The organism is Clostridium perfringens ATCC 13124 (assembly GCF_000013285.1).
In the GTDB taxonomy this organism is placed as follows: Bacteria; Bacillota; Clostridia; order Clostridiales; family Clostridiaceae; genus Sarcina; species Sarcina perfringens.
Genome location: NC_008261.1, coordinates 2,249,745 through 2,267,588, shown reverse-complemented (window position 1 = coordinate 2,267,588; position 17,844 = coordinate 2,249,745). Strand labels below are relative to the sequence as shown.

Here is a 17,844-nt window from a genome sequence, read left to right as displayed (position 1 = left end):
TTTATGAGAAAAAGATTTATAATTAGATAAATGGCTTTATGGCCATTTATCTTAAAATATGAGGGGGTACTACTGTGAAAAGGCTAAAAAACTCTAAAAGTATGGTTTTGATATCCATATTCATAATTTTACTTGTGATTAACTTAGCTGTATTTGTAGTTAAATATAACTCCATAAAGCGAAGCCCTTTACAATCTAATAAAGCTGATATAACCTTTAAAGTTAAAGAAGGAGAGTCACTAAATGGACTTTTTGAACGATTAAACAATGAAAATGTACTTAGAAGTTCCTTTTTTTCTAAGATATATATAAAGTTTAATAACGTAGAAGAAAGTATAAAACCAGGTACATATACTGTGAATAGTGACATAAGTTTTAATGATTTTTTAAGTGTACTAACTGATGGGAAAGTATCAGATTATAAGGTAACATTTCCAGAGGGATACACTGTAGAGGATATAGCTAAGAAATTGGAAGAATCTAAGGTATGCACAAAAGATGAGTTTTTAAAAGTAGTAAAAGAGTATCCATTACCATCTTATATAAAACCTAATAATGAAAGAAAATATGAGTTAGAAGGATTTTTATTTCCAGACACATATGCTATTCCTAAAGGCACAACACCAAAACAAATAATTGAAATGATGCTTAACAGGTTTGAAGGGGTAATTAGTGAGATACAAAGTGAACTAGGCATTACTATTCCAAAGGAAGAGTATGAGAAATATGTAATAGTAGCTTCAATGGTTGAAAAAGAGGCTAGGGATGATAGTGAGCGTGCAGAAATAGCATCTGTTATATATAACAGACTACAAAAAGGTATGCCTTTACAAATCGATGCTACAGTTTTATATGCTTTAGGAGAGCATAAAGATACTGTGCTTTATAAAGACTTAAAAGTGGATTCACCATATAATACATATAAGATTAAAGGACTTCCAGTGGGGCCAATATGTAATCCTGGAAAACCTTCACTTTTAGCTGCCATAAAACCAGCTAAAACAGACTACATATATTATTTATTGAATCCATCAAATAATAAGCACTATTTTACTAATAATTACGAAGATTTCCTAGCTAAGAAGAAAGAATTTGGATACTAAAATTTGGAGGAGCAAATGAGTGGAGTAACCTTTGAATATATGGAAAAGTATCTTAGAGATCTTATTCCAGATAGAAATGACGAATTAAAAGAACTAGAAGATTTTGCAAAAGAAAATAAGGTGCCAATAATACAAAAGGAAGGTGCTAAGTTCCTTGAGTTTATGGTATCTATGAATAAACCAAAGAAAATATTAGAATTAGGCACAGCTATAGGTTATTCTTCAATACTGATGAACAAAGCTTGTGGTGGAGAATGTCATATTACTACAATCGAGAGAGATGATAATATGATAAATTATGCTAAAGAGAATATTAAAAAATTTGGATTAGAGGAAAAAATCAATATTTTACAGGGAGATTGTTTAGAAGTTTTAGAGAGTCTTCATGATGAATTTGATATGATATTCATGGATGCAGGTAAAGGACATTATAATCATTTTTTACCAGAATGTTTAAGACTTTTAAAAAAAGATGGAATTATAATAGCAGATAATGTTTTGTTTAGAGGAATGGTTGCTTCTGATGACTTAGTGAAGAGAAGAAAAATAACTATTGTTAAGAGAATGAGAAAGTATTTGGATATGGTCTCAAAGGATGAAAATTTAATAACAACTGTTATTCCTATGGGAGATGGAATTGCGTTAACTAAGAGGAGGTAGCAAACATGAGAAAACCAGAAATATTAGCACCAGCAGGTAGCTTAGAAAAATTAAAGACAGCAATTGATTTTGGAGCAGATGCAGTTTATATTGGAGGAAGCAAACTTAACCTAAGAGCTTTCGCTGATAACTTTACAAATGAACAGATTGCAGAAGGTGTAAAGTATGCTCATGATAGAGGAAGAAAAGTTTATGTTACTATGAATGTATTTCCTCACAATGCAGATTTAGAAGGATTAGAAGAATACATTGTAGGACTTAATGATTTAAATGTAGATGCAATAATAGTTTCAGATCCATCAATAATAATGACTGCAAAGGAAGTTGCACCAGATTTAGAAATACACTTAAGTACTCAAGCAAACAATGTAAACTGGAAGTCAGCTAAGTTTTGGCATAGCTTAGGAGTTAAGAGAATTGTTTTAGCTAGAGAGCTTAGTTTTAAAGAAATTGAAAAAATACACGAGAATTTACCAGAAGATTGTGATTTAGAAGCATTTGTTCATGGTTCAATGTGTATGGCATACTCAGGAAGATGTTTAATATCAAACTACATGACAGGAAGAGACTCAAATAGAGGAGCTTGTTCACAAGCATGTAGATATAAGTATTATTTAATGGAAGAAAAGAGACCTGGAGAGTATTTCCAAGTTATAGAAGATGATAAAGGTACATACATAATGAACTCTAAGGATTTATGTATGATAGAATATATACCAGAGCTTGTTAAGAGTGGTATATACTCATTTAAAATAGAAGGAAGAATGAAGAGCCCATACTATGTTGCTGCAATTGTTAAAGCTTACAGAGAAGCTTTAGATAAGTATTGGGATGATCCAGAAGGATATGAATTTGATCAAAAATTAATGGATAATCTTTTAAAGGTTAGTCATAGAAGATATCACACAGGATTTTACTTTGGAAAATCAGGAGAGCAAGTTTATGAATCATCATCTTATATAAGAGATTATGATATCGTAGGAGTTGTTAGAGATTATAACGAAGAAACTAAGGTAGCAACTATAGAACAAAGAAACAGATTATTCGAAGGGGATACAGTAGAGGTATTAACTCCAGTAGGAGATTACTATGAAATCCAAATGAATGATATGAAGGATGAAAAAGACGAAAAAATAGATGTTGCTAACAAAGCTCAAATGATATTCAAGGTTAAAATAGATAAGCCTGTAAAGGTAAATGATATGTTAATTAAGTGCAAGGAGGCAAACAGCTAATGAAGAGACCAATTTTTATAGGAATAACAGGAGGCACTGGCTCAGGTAAAAGTACAATAGCTAAGGAGATATATAGACAATTTGGTGAAGATTGTATAGCAATGATAGAGCAAGATTCATATTATAAGGATCAAAGCCATTTATCAATGGAGGATAGAGTTAAAACTAACTACGATCATCCAAATGCTTTTGATAACAATCTTTTAGTTTCACATTTAGAATCACTTTTAAATGGACATTCTATACAAAAACCTAGTTATGACTTCTCTATACATAATAGAATTGAAGATACAACTAAGGTTGAGCCAAAAGAAATTGTTATTGTAGAAGGAATATTAATACTAGAAGATCCAAGAATAAGAGAACTTCTAGATATAAAGATTTACGTTGATACAGATGCTGATGTTAGAATCATAAGAAGAATGGTCAGAGACATAAATGAAAGAGGAAGAACTATGGAGTCTGTTATAAATCAGTACTTAAATGTAGTAAAGCCTATGCATAATCAATTTACAGAACCTACAAAGAAATTTGCTGATATAATAATACCAGAAGGTGGACATAATAAAGTTGCTATAGATATTATTGTTGCAAAAATAAAAGAGGTTTTAGGAAAATACGAATAATATCTTAAAAAGGTATATTACGATTTTACTTAAATAAGAGATAGAAGTAATTATTTCTTATTGAATAAAACACCCCTAACTTGGCTAGAATTTAGCCAGGAGGGGTGTTTTTATGTTTAACAGAAAAAGAAAAATTGAAATTAAAAATAGATTAATAAGCTTAGTTTCTTTATTGTTATTAGCTTTACTATTACTTGACATGAGGATTTATTATGTGCAGAAAAAGTATAGTACAAAAGAAACAGGAAATTTCAAAGGAAATCACAAACAATATGAAAATATTTCTGACCTTAATTATTCACTTTTAGATAGAGAGGGAGAAAGCATATTTCAATATGAGACTAAATACAAAGTTGTTATAGATTCTATGGCTTTTAGATTAAATAATTTAAATCAAAATTTAGAGAATATAATGGCCTTTAATTATATTATGCAATCTGAAGATAAGGATTTTTCTTTTGATAATGTAGTAAAAAGTGGAGGGAAATTATATTATGATGTTTCACAGGAAAGTTTTGATAAGATAAATAGTTTGAAAAATATAAAAGGAATTTATACTTATAAGGCACAAGAAAAGAAAAAAGATGATAATTGGAAAATAGAGAATATGGTAACTTCTACTAAGGGTTTTGCTTTAGTAGAGAATAAGGATAAAAAAGTAGAGACAAAAGAGGTTGATAAATCAGAAAAATCTCTAGAAATGGTAATAAATAAGGAGTTAGAAAATAATAAAGATCCTAAAATCATTTTTGAAAGGGACCATGAAGGATTATATGGAGAAGGAGAATATGAAATTCCAGAGGATAATCTAAATGTTAAGTTAACTTTGGACAATAAATTTCAAAAAATAGTTAGAGATGTTTTAGCTAAGGAAGATTATAAAACTTTTAAAAATGCAGGAGCAGTACTTATTGATAGTGCTAGCGGTGAAGTCTTAGCCTTAGCTCAAAAGGATGAATCAGCTCCAAATGTTGTTTTAGGTTCAGGTAGCATTAATGGTTATGAGGCAGGGTCAATATTTAAAATTTTAACTTTAGAGGCTGCGATGGAAGAAAAGGGTATTAGACTTTCTGATAAATTAAGATGCGATGGATTAGTATGTAAAAAGGAAAAAATACATGGAACAATAAGCATTGAAGAAGCTTTTGAGGTTTCATGTAATGATATTTTTTCTAAATTAGGAGCTCAAATAGGAACTAGGGGATTATTAGACTTTGCAAAGGAGCAAGGAGTTTTTTCTTTAGCTTTAGGATTAGATGAAAAAACAGGTATGGAGACTAAGGGAGATGTTCCTGAAAATGTTAGTATAACAAATCTTTCTATAGGCCAATCTATGCAAACTAGTTTAATTCAAATGGCAGGTATAATATCTACTGTTGTTAATGAAGGGGAATATGTAGAGCCATATATATTAAAAGATTTTGAAAACCAAAAAGGAGAGATAAAAAAAGAATTTAAGGAGTTAAGAAAAAATGTAATCTCTAAGAAGACAGCAGAGGACTTAAAAAGTGTAATGAACTCAACGGTTTTAGAAGGAACTGCAAATATAACTAAAATTGAAGGAGTTGAGATAGGAGCTAAAACTGGAACTGCTGAAGCTCTGGGGGGAGAATTACATGGATGGTTTTTAGGATATTTTAAACATGGAGAAAAGTATTATACTTTAGGAGTTATGGTGCCAAATATAAAAAATGTTTATGAAGATAGAAAGCCAGGAGGTGGAAATACTGCAGGTCCTATTTTCAGAGATATAGTTTTAGAACTTACAAAAAATAAATAGATTTAGCAATATTTTAACTATCAACTCATATTATAGTAATAAGCATTAATAGGGGGAACGATATGTTCATGTTACAATACTTATTAGAATTAGTTGGTAGTAAAATATTTTTAACTGGCTATGTAACAGGAAATTCTACTTTTCCAAAGCCTTTAAATGAGAAGGAAGAAAAAATCTATTTAGAAAGGTTAAAAGATGGAGATGTTGAGGCAAAAAGAGTACTAGTTGAGCGGAATTTAAGACTAGTAGCACATATAGTTAAGAAGTATTCTTCAAATTACCAAAACTCAAAAGAAATGGATGATTTAATATCTATAGGAACAATAGGTTTAATAAAGGCTATAGATTCTTTTGACACTAACAAGGGAATACGACTTGCAACATATGCAGCTAAGTGTATAGACAATGAAATACTTATGTTTTTTAGGAATACTAAGAAGACAAAGGGAGAAGTATTCCTTCAAGATCCTATAGGAGTAGATAAGGAAGGTAATGAAATTTGTCTCATAGATATTTTAAGTAGTGATTCTGATTCGGTATTAGAGGCTGTTGAAAATTCATTACAGGTTAAGGAGCTTTATAAAAAGATGTCCGATATCTTAAGTCCTAGGGAGAAAGAAATAATTAAAATGAGATACGGTCTTTTAGATGGTGATATAAAAACACAGAGGGAAATAGCGGCAATTCTTGGTATATCAAGATCATATGTATCTAGAATAGAAAAAAAGGCATTAAAAAAATTAAATAAGGAATTTAAATGTTAAATGATACTTAATAAATTGTATAAAAAAAAATAAGTTTTATAAAATTATGGAATTGATATATCATATGGTTTATAATATTTATTATACGATAAAAAAGGTGGATTCTTCTATAAATAATTTGTTCATTTCTTTATGGAGTGAACAAATTATTTATTAAGAATTAAGTTTAGGAGGAGATTTATGCAAAGTTTAGCAGAACTTTTAGAGTTAACAGTTAAAGAAGGAGCATCTGATTTGCATTTAACAGTAGGTATTTCTCCTATAATAAAAGTTAATGGAAAATTAGTAAGGTTAGAACATGAAATATTGCGCCCTGAAGATACTGAAGCGTATGCTAAAGAGATATTACAGGATGCATATGAAAAATATGATGCTATTGGAGAATACGATACATCATATTCAATACATGGTAAAGGTAGATTTAGAGTTAATATATATAAACAAAGAAATAGTACAGCTTTAGCTATAAGAGTTATATCTTTAGATATGCCAACTTTAGATAGTTTAGGATATCCTGAGACTTTAAAGGATATATGTAATCTTAAAAGAGGACTTGTATTAGTTACAGGACCTACTGGAAGTGGTAAAAGTACAACTTTAGCAGCTTTAATCAATGAAATAAATAGTAATAGAGAATCTCATATAATAACAATAGAAGATCCTATAGAGTTTCTTCATAAACATAATAAATCTATTGTAAACCAAAGAGAGATAGGAAAGGATACTTTAAGTTATGAAAGAGCCTTAAAAGCAGCTCTTAGAGAGGATCCTGATGTTATTTTAATTGGAGAAATGAGAGATTTAGAGACTATTTCAACAGCTATAACAGCGGCAGAGACTGGACACTTAGTATTTTCAACTCTTCATACTATAGGAGCTGCTAAGACTATAGATAGAATAGTAGATGTTTTTCCACCACATCAGCAGGAACAAATAAAAATACAGTTAGCTTCTGTTTTACAAATAATTATATCACAACAATTAGTGGAAACCGTTGATGGAGATAGAAATGCTGCATTAGAAATAATGGTTGCTACACCAGCTATAAAAAATTTAATAAGAGAAGGAAAAACTCATCAAATAGAATCTTCTATCCAAACTGGAAGTAAATATGGAATGAGAACGATGGACATGGAACTTGCTAATCTGTATAGAGAAGGTATAATAACACAAGAAACGGCAATGAATTCTGCTATAGATAGGGAGATTTTAAGTCGATTATTGATGTATTAAATATAGAGGTAATTTGAATTTTTAAGAGAATATATATATTATCACAATTTTTAGATAGGGAGGTACACATAGAAAAAATGTCTAAAAACATAGTGGGTCTAGATATTGGAAACAGAAATATTTGTGCGGCGATATCAGGTGAAAATGAAAATGGAGAATTCGAAGTATTAGATTTTGTAGTAAAAGATTTGCAAGGTGTATCTAAAGGTAAAATAATAGATGAAGAGTCTGTTGTAAAAACTATTAAAGAATGTCTAAAAGAACTAGAAGAAAAAAGTGGACATAATATTCAAGGTGTTTACTTATCATTAAAAAATAATGATTGTAGAATGGTAGAAAATAAGGGATATTCTTATACTGACAATGATGATTCATTAGTTTTTAAAGAAAATATAGAAGAAGCTTATATAGAAGGAAGAACATTAAAGCTTTCAGAGGAAGAATGTGTAGCAGATAGTACAATAAATTCATTCTATACTGAAGAATTTGGCTTTGTTCAGAATCCAATTGGAATTAGAGCTGAAAGAATCGAAATAGATGAAGATTTAATTATCGCTCCTAAATCTAAAATTAGCACTTTAAATAAAATTATTTTAGAAGCTGGATATGAGGTTTTAGGAACAGTTTCATTGGGATTTGGATTTAAAAATGTTTTTTTAAGTAAAAAAACAGAAACTTCAAATGTTGTAATTATAGATGTAGGGGCAGAAGAAACACAAATATATAGTTACAAAGGGAATACACTAAAGGATATGGATTATATACCATTAGGAGGAAGAAATATAAGCAAAGATTTAGCTATATGTTTATCTATATCAGAAGAGGAAGCAGAAAGATTAAAATTGCAATATTCTTCAAAATATTATAGTATTAGAAAGGATTATAATAATATTTCCTTTGAGGAACACATATTGGATACCTATTTAATTCATGATATTATAGATGCAAGATTAAGTGAAATAGTAGAATTAGTTAATAGTAAATTGATGGAAAGGGATATTCTAAATACCACAGATATGATAATATTAACTGGTGACGGTATTAGTTATTATGAACATATTAAGGAAAGAATAGAGTATACAACTGATAAGGATGTAAGAATTTTCACTAAAAAGCAATTTTTATTTGACAATTCTTCAATAATTAATTCAATTAGTATTGTTAAAGAGGTATATGATAGGTTAAAATTAATATGTGATGAAGAATTACTTTCAGGAAGAAAAGTAACAGTGGATAAAGAAAATAAAAGTGAAAATAAAAGTGTAAAGAAGAGAGGGCTTTCCAAAATAATGGCGTTCTTAGAGGAGCTTTTTTAAAGGAGGAATTAGTTTGTTAGATTTTGATGTAGATATACAATCATTTACTAATATTAAGGTAATTGGATGTGGAGGCGGAGGCGGAAACGCTGTTAATAGAATGATTCAAGAAGGATTAAGAGATGTTGAATTTATTGCTATAAATACAGATAAACAAGCCTTAACACTATCTCATGCCCAAAATAAAATTCAAATAGGTGATAAACTTACAAAAGGACTAGGTGCAGGGGCAAATCCTGAAATAGGAAAAAAAGCTGCTGAGGAAAGTAGAGATGAAATAACAGAGGCTATATCAGGAGCTGATATGGTATTTATAACTGCTGGTATGGGGGGCGGTACTGGTACTGGAGCTGCGCCAGTAGTAGCTGAAATAGCTAAATCAATGGGAATATTAACAGTAGGTATAGTTACTAAGCCATTCCCATTTGAAGGTAGAAGAAGAATGACTCATGCTGAAATGGGTATAGCAAATTTAAAAGAAAAAGTTGATACATTAGTTACAATACCTAATGAAAGACTTTTATCAATGGTAGATAAGAAAACAACTTTATTAGAATCATTTAAGAAAGCTGATGATGTTTTAAGACAAGGTGTACAAGGTATATCAGATCTTATAACTAATCCAGGTTTAATAAACTTAGACTTTGCAGACGTTAGAGCTGTTATGTTAGATAAAGGCTTAGCACACATGGGTGTTGGATATGGTAAAGGAGAAACAAGAGCACAAGATGCTGCAAGAGAAGCAATATCATCTCCATTATTAGAAACATCAATAGTTGGTGCTACTGGAGTTTTATTAAATGTAACAGGAGATTCTGAGTTAGGTTTATTAGAAATAAATGAAGCTGCAGAAATAGTTCAAGAAGCTGCAGATCCAGATGCTAACATAATATTTGGTACTGTTATTGATGAAACATTAAAAGATGAAATAAGAATAACTGTTATAGCTACTGGATTTGAAAAAGAGCGTCAAAGAATGGGAATGGGAGCTCAAGGAGTAACAAGTGGAGCTACTCAAACTCAAAGAGAAGTTATAGTAGAAAATGTTGAAGAAAAAGTAGCTGAGCAAGAAGTTGCTGCATCTTCACAAACTCAACAAGAAGATAGATATAATGATGATTTAGAAATACCTATGTTTTTAAGAAGAGGTAGAAGATAGTATTTTTAAATAGAAAAGCACTTATGGTAATTAATTACTATAAGTGCTTTTATTTTTACTTTAATTAGAAAAAATTTTATATATTTATAATAGAGTTTATGTAGAAATAAAAAGTTTTTCTAGTTATTTTTCAATATTTTGGGATTTAAAACTCAGGAAATGGAAAAAAATATTGAATTTTATTATTTATAGTTTAATAAATTATGAACTTATGTTTAATGAATACATTTTCATTACAAGAATAGACATGAAAAAAATAATTATAATATTAAGAATTTTTTATTTAGTAGAAAAATGTAGAATAATGAGGAAAAAGAAAGATAGAAAATATGCATATGGAATATATAATGACAAAATTTTAGAATAAGAAGCTTTATAATTATAAATAGGGAGTGAGTTGATTTATGACTGTATATATTGACATTGTCATATTAGAAAATTTTTTAATTAACTTTTTTCTACTTTATTTAACTTTACAGACCTTGAAAGATACAATAATTTACAAGAGAATAATATTAGCAGCTTTTTTAGGAGCAATATATACCTTGTTTGTTTTTGTTCCAGGATTAAATATACTCACATCATTGCCTTTAAAACTACTCTTTTCTTTTGGAATGATTACTATAATATCAGAAAGAAGAGAGTTAAAGACAATAATAAAAAGATATATAACTTTTTTAGTGATAACTTTTGCCTTTTGTGGTACTTGTTTTATGTTTGCTTTAGTTGAAAATCAGTATAATATTTCAGAATCCTTTATAATAAATGATTATTCAACTAAATCTATAATATTCTCACTAATTATAAGTTACATACTTGTTAGTGGAGTTATGAATTATTTTAAAAATAGAGCTATTATAAATAACTTTATATATGATTTAGATGTATGTATTGATTCAGAAGTTGTTAATATTAAAGCATTTTTAGATACAGGAAATGGACTTGTAGAGCCTGCAACTGCATTGCCTGTAATAATAGCAGAAAGAGAAAAGTTTAGAGGGGTAAACATTAAGGAAAAAGATCAATTTAGGATACCGTATAAAGTAGTTGATGGGAATTCAGGATATATGAAAGGGATTAAGATTGACAATATAAAGCTTTGTAATGTTAATGGGGAAACAATGACAAGAGATGCAATCTTATGTTTTTGTGATAATAAATTAAGTAAAGAGGGAGAATATGAAGCTTTATTGTCTAGAGGAATTATATAGGGGTGATTAGGTTATGTTAAATATAAGACTTTTGCTTAATAAGTTATTTACTAAATTAGATATTATGGTAGAACCAATTTATTATGTTGGGGGGAATGATGTTCTTCCAGCACCTCTTAGTAAAGAAGAGGAAGAGGAGCTAGTTAACAAATTAGGGGAGAATGATGAAGCTATTAGAAGTATTCTTATTGAGAGAAATTTAAGACTAGTTGTATATATAGCTAGAAAATTTGAGAATACTGGTGTAGGAGTTGAGGATTTAATTTCTGTAGGAACAATTGGACTTATAAAGGCAGTAAATACATTTAATCCTGAAAAAAAGATAAAGCTTGCAACCTATGCATCAAGATGTATAGAAAATGAAATTCTTATGTATTTAAGGAGAAATAGCAAGGTTAAAGCTGAGATATCATTTTATGAGCCCTTAAATATAGACTGGGATGGAAATGAACTTTTACTTTCAGATATACTTGGCACAGATGATGATATTGTTTACAATCTGATAGAAGATGAAGTTGACAAGGAATTATTATTTACTGCAATGAAGAATCTTTCAAATAGAGAAAAAGAAATTGTTGAATTAAGATTTGGACTATGTGGATATAAAGAAAAAACTCAAAAGGAAGTAGCTGATATGCTAGGAATATCTCAATCTTATATTTCAAGGTTAGAGAAGAAAATTATAAAAAGATTAAAGAAAGAAATTAACAAAATGATTTAAGAGTATAAAATTAACCTCTACAGGTAATAATTAAAATGCGGAAGGGAATTACTTCGAAGGGGTTGATTTCAATTATGATGATAAATAAAGTAGAAATATGTGGAGTCAATACAGCTAAATTACCAGTTTTAAAAGAAAAAGAAATGAAAGAATTATTGCTACAAATGCAAAATGGAGATACAAGTGCTAGAGAGAAATTTATTAAGGGGAATCTGAGATTAGTGCTTAGTGTAATCCAAAGGTTTAATAATAGAGGCGAAAATGTAGATGATTTATTTCAAGTTGGTTGTATAGGACTTATGAAATCTATAGATAACTTTGATTTATCACAAAATGTTAAATTTTCAACTTATGCTGTGCCAATGATAATAGGAGAAATAAGAAGATATTTAAGAGATAATAACACTATAAGAGTAAGTAGATCTTTAAGAGATATAGCTTATAAGGCTTTACTTGTAAGAGATAAGCTAGTAAATGAAAATAATAAGGAACCTACTGTATCTCAAATAGCAAAAGAGCTTAAAATTCCAAGGGAAGATGTTGTTTTTGCCCTAGATGCAATTCAAGATCCAGTTTCTTTATTTGAGCCTATTTATCATGATGGTGGAGATGCAATATATGTAATGGATCAGATAAGTGATTCAAAAAATCAAGATGATAGTTGGCTTGAAAATATAGCAATAAAGGAAGCTATGAAGAAATTAAACGATAGAGAAAAACTTATATTGAATTTGAGATTCTTTAATGGAAGAACTCAAATGGAGGTAGCTGATGAAATTGGTATATCTCAAGCACAAGTTTCAAGGTTGGAAAAAATAGCATTAAAGCATATGAGGAAGTATGTATAGAGCTCTTTTGAGCTCTATTTTTTATGGATAAATTAAAAATCTTATGTTATTTAGTATTTTTTACCTCTTCTAATTAATAAATATAAAAATTAAACATATAAATTAAATATAATAATTATATGTTTAGGAGGAGTTTATACATGGAAGAAAATTTATTTTCTTTAAATAATTTAAGGGCTATGGAAGTGATAGATGTAAGTGAAGGTAAAAAGTTAGGCTTAATAGCTGATGTTAAGATAGATTGTGATGATAATAGAATATTATCTATTATAATACCTGGAGAAAAAACATCCTTTTTTAGTAAGTCAGAGGATATAGAGATAGAATGGTCTGATGTATACAAAGTTGGAGTAGATGTTATACTAATAGATTCAAAAGGGAAAAATATACTAGATGTTCAAAAATATATATAGAAATTAAGTAAAAAAGAGGGTATAATATTATTACAACTTAGAGAAAGGCGTGGATTTTAAAATGAGATGTCCTTACTGTTCTTATGAAGAAAGTAAAGTTGTGGATTCTAGATCTGCAGAAGATTATAATGCAATTAGAAGAAGAAGAGAATGTTTAAGATGTTCTAAAAGATACACAACTTACGAAAAGGTAGAAGATATACCAATACTTGTTATAAAAAAGGATTTAAGTAGAGAAAGTTTCAATAAAGAAAAAATCATAAGCGGATTAATTAAAGCGTGTCAAAAGAGACCTGTATCTAGGGCTCAAATAGAAGAAATAGCAGCTGATATTGAACGAAACATAAGTAATAAAATGATGGTAGAAATAAAGTCTGATTACATAGGTGAAATGATAATGGAGAGACTTAAGGATATAGACGAAGTTTCATACGTAAGATTTGCTTCTGTATATAGACAATTTAAAGATATTAATACCTTTATGGAAGAAATAAAAAGTTTAATGAAATAATTTTAAGCTATCTTAAAGAGAGTTCTTTAAGGTGGCTTTTTTATTTGTTTTAATTTATCCATATACTTAAATAATATTTAACTTGAATTTAATTTAACAAAGAGTTGAAATATGATAATATGGTAAAATAAGTAGATTATAATTTGTGTTTTTGAGGTGAAAGTTATGAAAAGAGAAATAATAGATAACAAAGAATTTATAGTTTTTAACGATGGAAATATAAAAGTTAGATTTTCAACTGCATTAAATAATGTTAATTATAAAAAAGAAGATGAAGAGGGAAAGAAAAATTTAGAGGACTTAAAGGAAATATTTAAAGTAGACAAGGTAGTTTATGTTAACCAAACACATAGTAGTGATTTTATTGATGCAACTTTTGAAAATTTTAAAGGGGATAGAGACTGTGATTCCTTAGTTACTACGGATAAAAACACACTTATAGGAGTTTTTACAGCAGATTGTGTTCCAGTTATAGCTTATGATAAAGAGAAGGAAGTAATTGCAGCTATTCATAGTGGATGGAAAGGAACATACAATAAAATAGCTAGAAAAACTTGTGAATATATGAAAGAGAAATATGGTTGTGAAAATATTAAAGTAATAATAGGCCCTCACGTAAGACAATGTTGTTATGAAGTAAGTGAAGATTTAGCAGAGAAGTTCAGTGAAGAATTTGGGAAAGATGTATGTAATGGAAGAATGCTAAATCTTGAGAAGTGTGTAGAAATTCAGCTTAAGGGTATTGTTAAAAAAGAAAATATAACTTCTACTAGAATTTGTACTTATTGTGAAAAAGAAGTGAAGATGCATAGTTATAGACAGGATCAAGAAAAGTCAGGAAGATTATTTTCATCAATATTTATTGATTAAGGTGGATTAATAAATGAAAAAAAGGATTATTATTTTTACAACACTAATAATAACATTTTTTCTAGCAATAATGACTTCTATGTACTTAGTAATATCAAATCATAAATATTTAGAGGAATCAAAGAATGTTCTAAATGAATATAATAAGGTCATAGCTTTATTGTTAGAAAATGATAATGGAAATATTAAGAGTGAATTAGAAAGAATAGAATCAAATAATGATATGAAAAATATAAGAATAACATATATCAGTAAGGATGGAAATGTTATTTTTGATACCCATAAAAAATTAATCAATGATAATGAAAGTTATCTTAAGAGACAAGAAATAATAGAAGCCATAGAAAGTGGTTTAGGAAGCAGTGTAAGATATAGTAATGATCTTCATCAAAACATGATCTATAGTGCACTTAAACTTAAGGATGGCTCTATTGTTAGAACATCAATAGCTGTTGAAAATGCAAAAATACTAGATAGCATAAATAGTAACTATTTATTAGTAGGGGTTATATTATCCTTAGTCATTGCCTTACTTTTAACTGTTAAAATAACTAATATAATATTAAATCCACTAAAGGAATTAGAACAATTAACCTCTACTATTGCAAGTGGTAATTTTCATAAAAGAGTAAAAATTAATTCTAAAGATGATGAAATTCAAAGACTAGGAAAAAGCTTTAATTATATGGCAGAGCAATTAGAAATAACCATGGAGAGATTTAAAGATAAACAAAATGGATTAGAAGCCATATTAAAAAGTATGGGTAGTGGAGTAATAGCTTTTGACAGAGATATGAATGTTTTAATGATAAATCCTTATGCTAAAAAAATATTTGGCATAAGCGGAGAGATTATTGGAAATAAACTTTTGGATTATATAACTGATAAAGAGGTACTAAAGGCCTTTTTTGATGAAAAAGATAGGGTTGAAATTGAAGTTAACTATAATGATGATCCAAAAATATTAAAAATAAGAAAAGCAAGTATAATAAATGAACCAGAAATAATAGGGACAGTTGTGGTTATACAAGATATTACAGATATTAAAAAGCTTGAAAACATGAGAAGTCAATTCGTAGCTAATATATCTCATGAACTTAAGACCCCACTTACATCAATTAAAGGTTTTGCAGAAACCTTAAGATATGTAGATGATGATGAAACTAGAAATAAATTTTTAAGCATAATAGATGAAGAATCAGATAGATTAGCAAGACTTTTAGAGGATATATTATGTCTTTATGAAATAGAACAAAAAAGAAGTACTGTTTTAGAAGAATTTAATGTTGATGAAGAAATTGAAAAAGTTTATATGCTATTAAATGATCAAGCTAAGAAAAAAGGTGTGGAAATATTTTTAGATACAAATAGCAATTGTGTTCTTATGGGAGATAAGGATAAGTTTAAACAAATGTTACTTAATCTTGTAAGCAATTCTGTTAAATATACTGAAAAAGGTGGAAAGGTAAGAGTTGAAAGTTATAATCGTGACATGAATCTTGTTTTAGTTATTGAGGATAATGGAATTGGAATAAGTGCAGAGGATCTTCCAAGGATATTTGAAAGATTTTATAGAGTAGATAAAGCTAGAAGTAGAGAAAGTGGTGGAACTGGACTAGGTCTTGCCATAGTTAAACATATAGTTAGACTTTTTGATGGTGAGATAAATGTAACTAGTGAACTAGGAGTAGGAACTAAAATAGTAATAACTATACCTATAAATATATAATTTTAGTTAATTAATACTTTATAACACCTTTAAATTTATAACACTTATTATATAATTAGTTATATATTTAAAAATTTTTTTACTATAATAGAATTAAGAGAAAGCTATTAAAAGTAATCCTCAAAATTTTTTTAGGGGATTACTTTTTAATATTTAAACAACATAGTTTAAAGCTTAATGAAAAAGTTAATAATTAAATTTAGAGTTAAATAAAAAGTTAGTAATTGAAACAAAACACAATATATAGGTATAAAGTTATTTCAGTTGACTACATTATTTAATTAAGGTAATATAACATAGATAGTACTAAAATAGGAGTGAAGCATATGAAAAGTAGAATTGCTGAAGTCTTACCAGGAGGAATTGGTGAGGAATTAGGCTTTGAAAAGGGAGATATACTATTAAGCATAAACGGTACTAAAGTTGAAGATATACTTGATTATAGATTTTTATTAGCAGACGAATACGTTGAGGTAGAAATATTAAAACCAAACAAAGAGGTTTGGGAGTTTGAAATAGAAAAGGAATATGGCGAAGATTTAGGAGTGGAATTTGAAGAGGCCATCCTAGACAAAGCTAAAAGTTGTACAAATAAATGTATATTTTGCTTCATAGATCAATTACCAAAGGGAATGAGAAAAACTTTATATTTTAAGGACGATGATTCAAGACTTTCATTTTTACAAGGTAACTTTGTTACTTTAACAAATATGAAGGATGAAGATATTGATAGAATTATAAAATATAGAATAAGTCCTATAAATGTATCAGTTCATACAACAAATCCAGATTTAAGAAAAAAAATTCTTAATAATAGATTTGCAGGGAATGTATATGAAAGATTACAAAAATTAGCGGCAGCTGGTATAACTGTAAATGCTCAAATAGTTGTTATGCCAGGAATAAACAATGGAGACGAATTAGTTAGAACTGTAGAAGATCTTTATAAATTACGTCCTTCAATTGAAAATGTTGCTGCTGTACCAATTGGAATAACAAAGTTTAGAGAAGGATTAGCTGACCTTGAAATATATAATAAAGAAACAGCTAAAGAAGAATTAGATAGAATAAAAGTTCTTCAAGAAAAATACATGAAAGAAATAGGAAGCCCATTTGTAAGATTATCAGATGAGTTTTATGTTATGGCAGATGAGGAAGTTCCAAATGAAGAATTCTATAATGGATATGAGCAAATAGAAGACGGAGTTGGAATGATAAGACTTCTAAGAGAAACCATGGCAGTAGATATAAAGAATAAGTTAACTAAAAGTGGAAAAGGTAAATTTACTCTTATTACAGGAACATCTGCTTTTAAAGAATTAGATCAGGTTTGTACCGATATAAGAGAAGAGAATAATAATATAGATATTAAGTGTAAGGTTATATTAAATGATTTCTTTGGGCACACAATAACAGTTGCAGGACTTTTAACTGGGCAAGATGTTATTGCTCAACTTAAGGATAACATTGATAGTGAGTACTTAATTATGGCAGATAACATGTTTAGAAAAGGTTACGAGCCAGGAGATATAACTCAAAGAATAATGTTAGATGATTTGACAGCAAAGGATATTGAGGAAAGATTGGGAGTTAAAGTTATAGTTTGTAGCTATACAGGGGAAGACCTAATAGACTTAATAAATGAACACTGTGAGGAGGAATAAG

General features: G+C 28.6%; 17 protein-coding genes. All 17 read left to right on the top strand.

Annotation, left to right across the window (positions count from 1 at the left end; all coding sequences use genetic code 11):
* Positions 1-74: 74 nt before the first annotated feature.
* The 17 genes from mltG (at position 75) to CPF_RS09770 (ending at position 17,843) form a co-directional block, all read left to right on the top strand.
* Entirely contained in the window at positions 75-1,103 is a 1,029-nt protein-coding gene (mltG, locus tag CPF_RS09855; protein ID WP_003451288.1) for an endolytic transglycosylase MltG, read from the top strand.
* A gap of 15 nt (positions 1,104-1,118) precedes the next feature.
* On the top strand, positions 1,119-1,763 hold the full coding sequence (locus CPF_RS09850; protein ID WP_003459682.1) for an O-methyltransferase: 645 nt from the start codon (positions 1,119-1,121) through the stop codon (positions 1,761-1,763).
* A gap of 5 nt (positions 1,764-1,768) precedes the next feature.
* Positions 1,769-2,998, top strand: coding sequence for a peptidase U32 family protein (locus CPF_RS09845; protein ID WP_003459619.1), 1,230 nt, complete (start codon positions 1,769-1,771; stop codon positions 2,996-2,998).
* The gene (gene udk, locus CPF_RS09840) at positions 2,998-3,624 is read left to right on the top strand and encodes a uridine kinase (protein ID WP_003459577.1); all 627 of its coding nucleotides are present in this window, start codon (positions 2,998-3,000) and stop codon (positions 3,622-3,624) included. Before CPF_RS09845 ends, udk begins: the two co-directional genes overlap by 1 nt.
* Positions 3,625-3,736: 112 nt before the next feature.
* Positions 3,737-5,404, top strand: coding sequence for a penicillin-binding transpeptidase domain-containing protein (locus tag CPF_RS09835; protein ID WP_011590951.1), 1,668 nt, complete (start codon positions 3,737-3,739; stop codon positions 5,402-5,404).
* Positions 5,405-5,466: 62 nt separating this feature from the next.
* The gene (gene sigK, locus CPF_RS09830; protein WP_011590950.1) at positions 5,467-6,168 is read left to right on the top strand and encodes an RNA polymerase sporulation sigma factor SigK; all 702 of its coding nucleotides are present in this window, start codon (positions 5,467-5,469) and stop codon (positions 6,166-6,168) included.
* Positions 6,169-6,348: 180 nt separating this feature from the next.
* Positions 6,349-7,401, top strand: a complete 1,053-nt coding sequence (locus CPF_RS09825; protein WP_011590949.1) for a type IV pilus twitching motility protein PilT — start codon at positions 6,349-6,351, stop codon at positions 7,399-7,401.
* 77 nt (positions 7,402-7,478) lie between these two features.
* Positions 7,479-8,717, top strand: coding sequence for a cell division FtsA domain-containing protein (locus CPF_RS09820; RefSeq protein WP_003478307.1), 1,239 nt, complete (start codon positions 7,479-7,481; stop codon positions 8,715-8,717).
* Positions 8,718-8,730: 13 nt separating this feature from the next.
* Positions 8,731-9,876, top strand: coding sequence for a cell division protein FtsZ (gene ftsZ / locus CPF_RS09815; RefSeq protein ID WP_003449411.1), 1,146 nt, complete (start codon positions 8,731-8,733; stop codon positions 9,874-9,876).
* Positions 9,877-10,280: 404 nt separating this feature from the next.
* Positions 10,281-11,087 (top strand): sigma-E processing peptidase SpoIIGA, encoded by an 807-nt coding sequence (spoIIGA, locus tag CPF_RS09805; protein ID WP_003458523.1) that lies wholly within the window; start codon positions 10,281-10,283, stop codon positions 11,085-11,087.
* A 13-nt stretch (positions 11,088-11,100) separates the two neighbouring features.
* Positions 11,101-11,808, top strand: a complete 708-nt coding sequence (gene sigE, locus CPF_RS09800) for an RNA polymerase sporulation sigma factor SigE (protein WP_003449468.1) — start codon at positions 11,101-11,103, stop codon at positions 11,806-11,808.
* A gap of 74 nt (positions 11,809-11,882) precedes the next feature.
* On the top strand, positions 11,883-12,656 hold the full coding sequence (sigG, locus tag CPF_RS09795) for an RNA polymerase sporulation sigma factor SigG (RefSeq protein ID WP_003449454.1): 774 nt from the start codon (positions 11,883-11,885) through the stop codon (positions 12,654-12,656).
* A gap of 140 nt (positions 12,657-12,796) precedes the next feature.
* Positions 12,797-13,069 carry a YlmC/YmxH family sporulation protein gene (locus CPF_RS09790; protein WP_003458476.1) on the top strand — a complete coding sequence of 91 codons (273 nt, stop codon included), beginning with the start codon at positions 12,797-12,799 and terminating at the stop codon, positions 13,067-13,069.
* Positions 13,070-13,130: 61 nt separating this feature from the next.
* Positions 13,131-13,580, top strand: coding sequence for a transcriptional regulator NrdR (gene nrdR / locus CPF_RS09785; protein ID WP_003449440.1), 450 nt, complete (start codon positions 13,131-13,133; stop codon positions 13,578-13,580).
* 165 nt (positions 13,581-13,745) lie between these two features.
* On the top strand, positions 13,746-14,450 hold the full coding sequence (gene pgeF, locus CPF_RS09780) for a peptidoglycan editing factor PgeF (RefSeq protein ID WP_003458458.1): 705 nt from the start codon (positions 13,746-13,748) through the stop codon (positions 14,448-14,450).
* Between the two features lie 13 nt (positions 14,451-14,463).
* The gene (gene pnpS, locus CPF_RS09775; protein ID WP_003458438.1) at positions 14,464-16,179 is read left to right on the top strand and encodes a two-component system histidine kinase PnpS; all 1,716 of its coding nucleotides are present in this window, start codon (positions 14,464-14,466) and stop codon (positions 16,177-16,179) included.
* Between the two features lie 326 nt (positions 16,180-16,505).
* Positions 16,506-17,843, top strand: a complete 1,338-nt coding sequence (locus tag CPF_RS09770; protein ID WP_003458424.1) for a radical SAM protein — start codon at positions 16,506-16,508, stop codon at positions 17,841-17,843.
* Position 17,844: the final 1 nt, after the last annotated feature.

Bases quoted from the DNA above. Each gene is read 5' to 3' on its own strand.
- CPF_RS09850 (WP_003459682.1), top strand. From the start codon at position 1,119: ATGAGTGGAGTAACCTTTGAATATATGGAAAAGTATCTTAGAGATCTT.
- CPF_RS09845 (WP_003459619.1), top strand. From the start codon at position 1,769: ATGAGAAAACCAGAAATATTAGCACCAGCAGGTAGCTTAGAAAAATTA.
- udk (WP_003459577.1), top strand. From the start codon at position 2,998: ATGAAGAGACCAATTTTTATAGGAATAACAGGAGGCACTGGCTCAGGT.
- CPF_RS09835 (WP_011590951.1), top strand. From the start codon at position 3,737: ATGTTTAACAGAAAAAGAAAAATTGAAATTAAAAATAGATTAATAAGC.
- sigK (WP_011590950.1), top strand. From the start codon at position 5,467: ATGTTCATGTTACAATACTTATTAGAATTAGTTGGTAGTAAAATATTT.
- CPF_RS09825 (WP_011590949.1), top strand. From the start codon at position 6,349: ATGCAAAGTTTAGCAGAACTTTTAGAGTTAACAGTTAAAGAAGGAGCA.
- CPF_RS09820 (WP_003478307.1), top strand. From the start codon at position 7,479: ATGTCTAAAAACATAGTGGGTCTAGATATTGGAAACAGAAATATTTGT.
- spoIIGA (WP_003458523.1), top strand. From the start codon at position 10,281: ATGACTGTATATATTGACATTGTCATATTAGAAAATTTTTTAATTAAC.
- sigE (WP_003449468.1), top strand. From the start codon at position 11,101: ATGTTAAATATAAGACTTTTGCTTAATAAGTTATTTACTAAATTAGAT.
- sigG (WP_003449454.1), top strand. From the start codon at position 11,883: ATGATGATAAATAAAGTAGAAATATGTGGAGTCAATACAGCTAAATTA.
- CPF_RS09790 (WP_003458476.1), top strand. From the start codon at position 12,797: ATGGAAGAAAATTTATTTTCTTTAAATAATTTAAGGGCTATGGAAGTG.
- nrdR (WP_003449440.1), top strand. From the start codon at position 13,131: ATGAGATGTCCTTACTGTTCTTATGAAGAAAGTAAAGTTGTGGATTCT.
- pgeF (WP_003458458.1), top strand. From the start codon at position 13,746: ATGAAAAGAGAAATAATAGATAACAAAGAATTTATAGTTTTTAACGAT.
- pnpS (WP_003458438.1), top strand. From the start codon at position 14,464: ATGAAAAAAAGGATTATTATTTTTACAACACTAATAATAACATTTTTT.
- CPF_RS09770 (WP_003458424.1), top strand. From the start codon at position 16,506: ATGAAAAGTAGAATTGCTGAAGTCTTACCAGGAGGAATTGGTGAGGAA.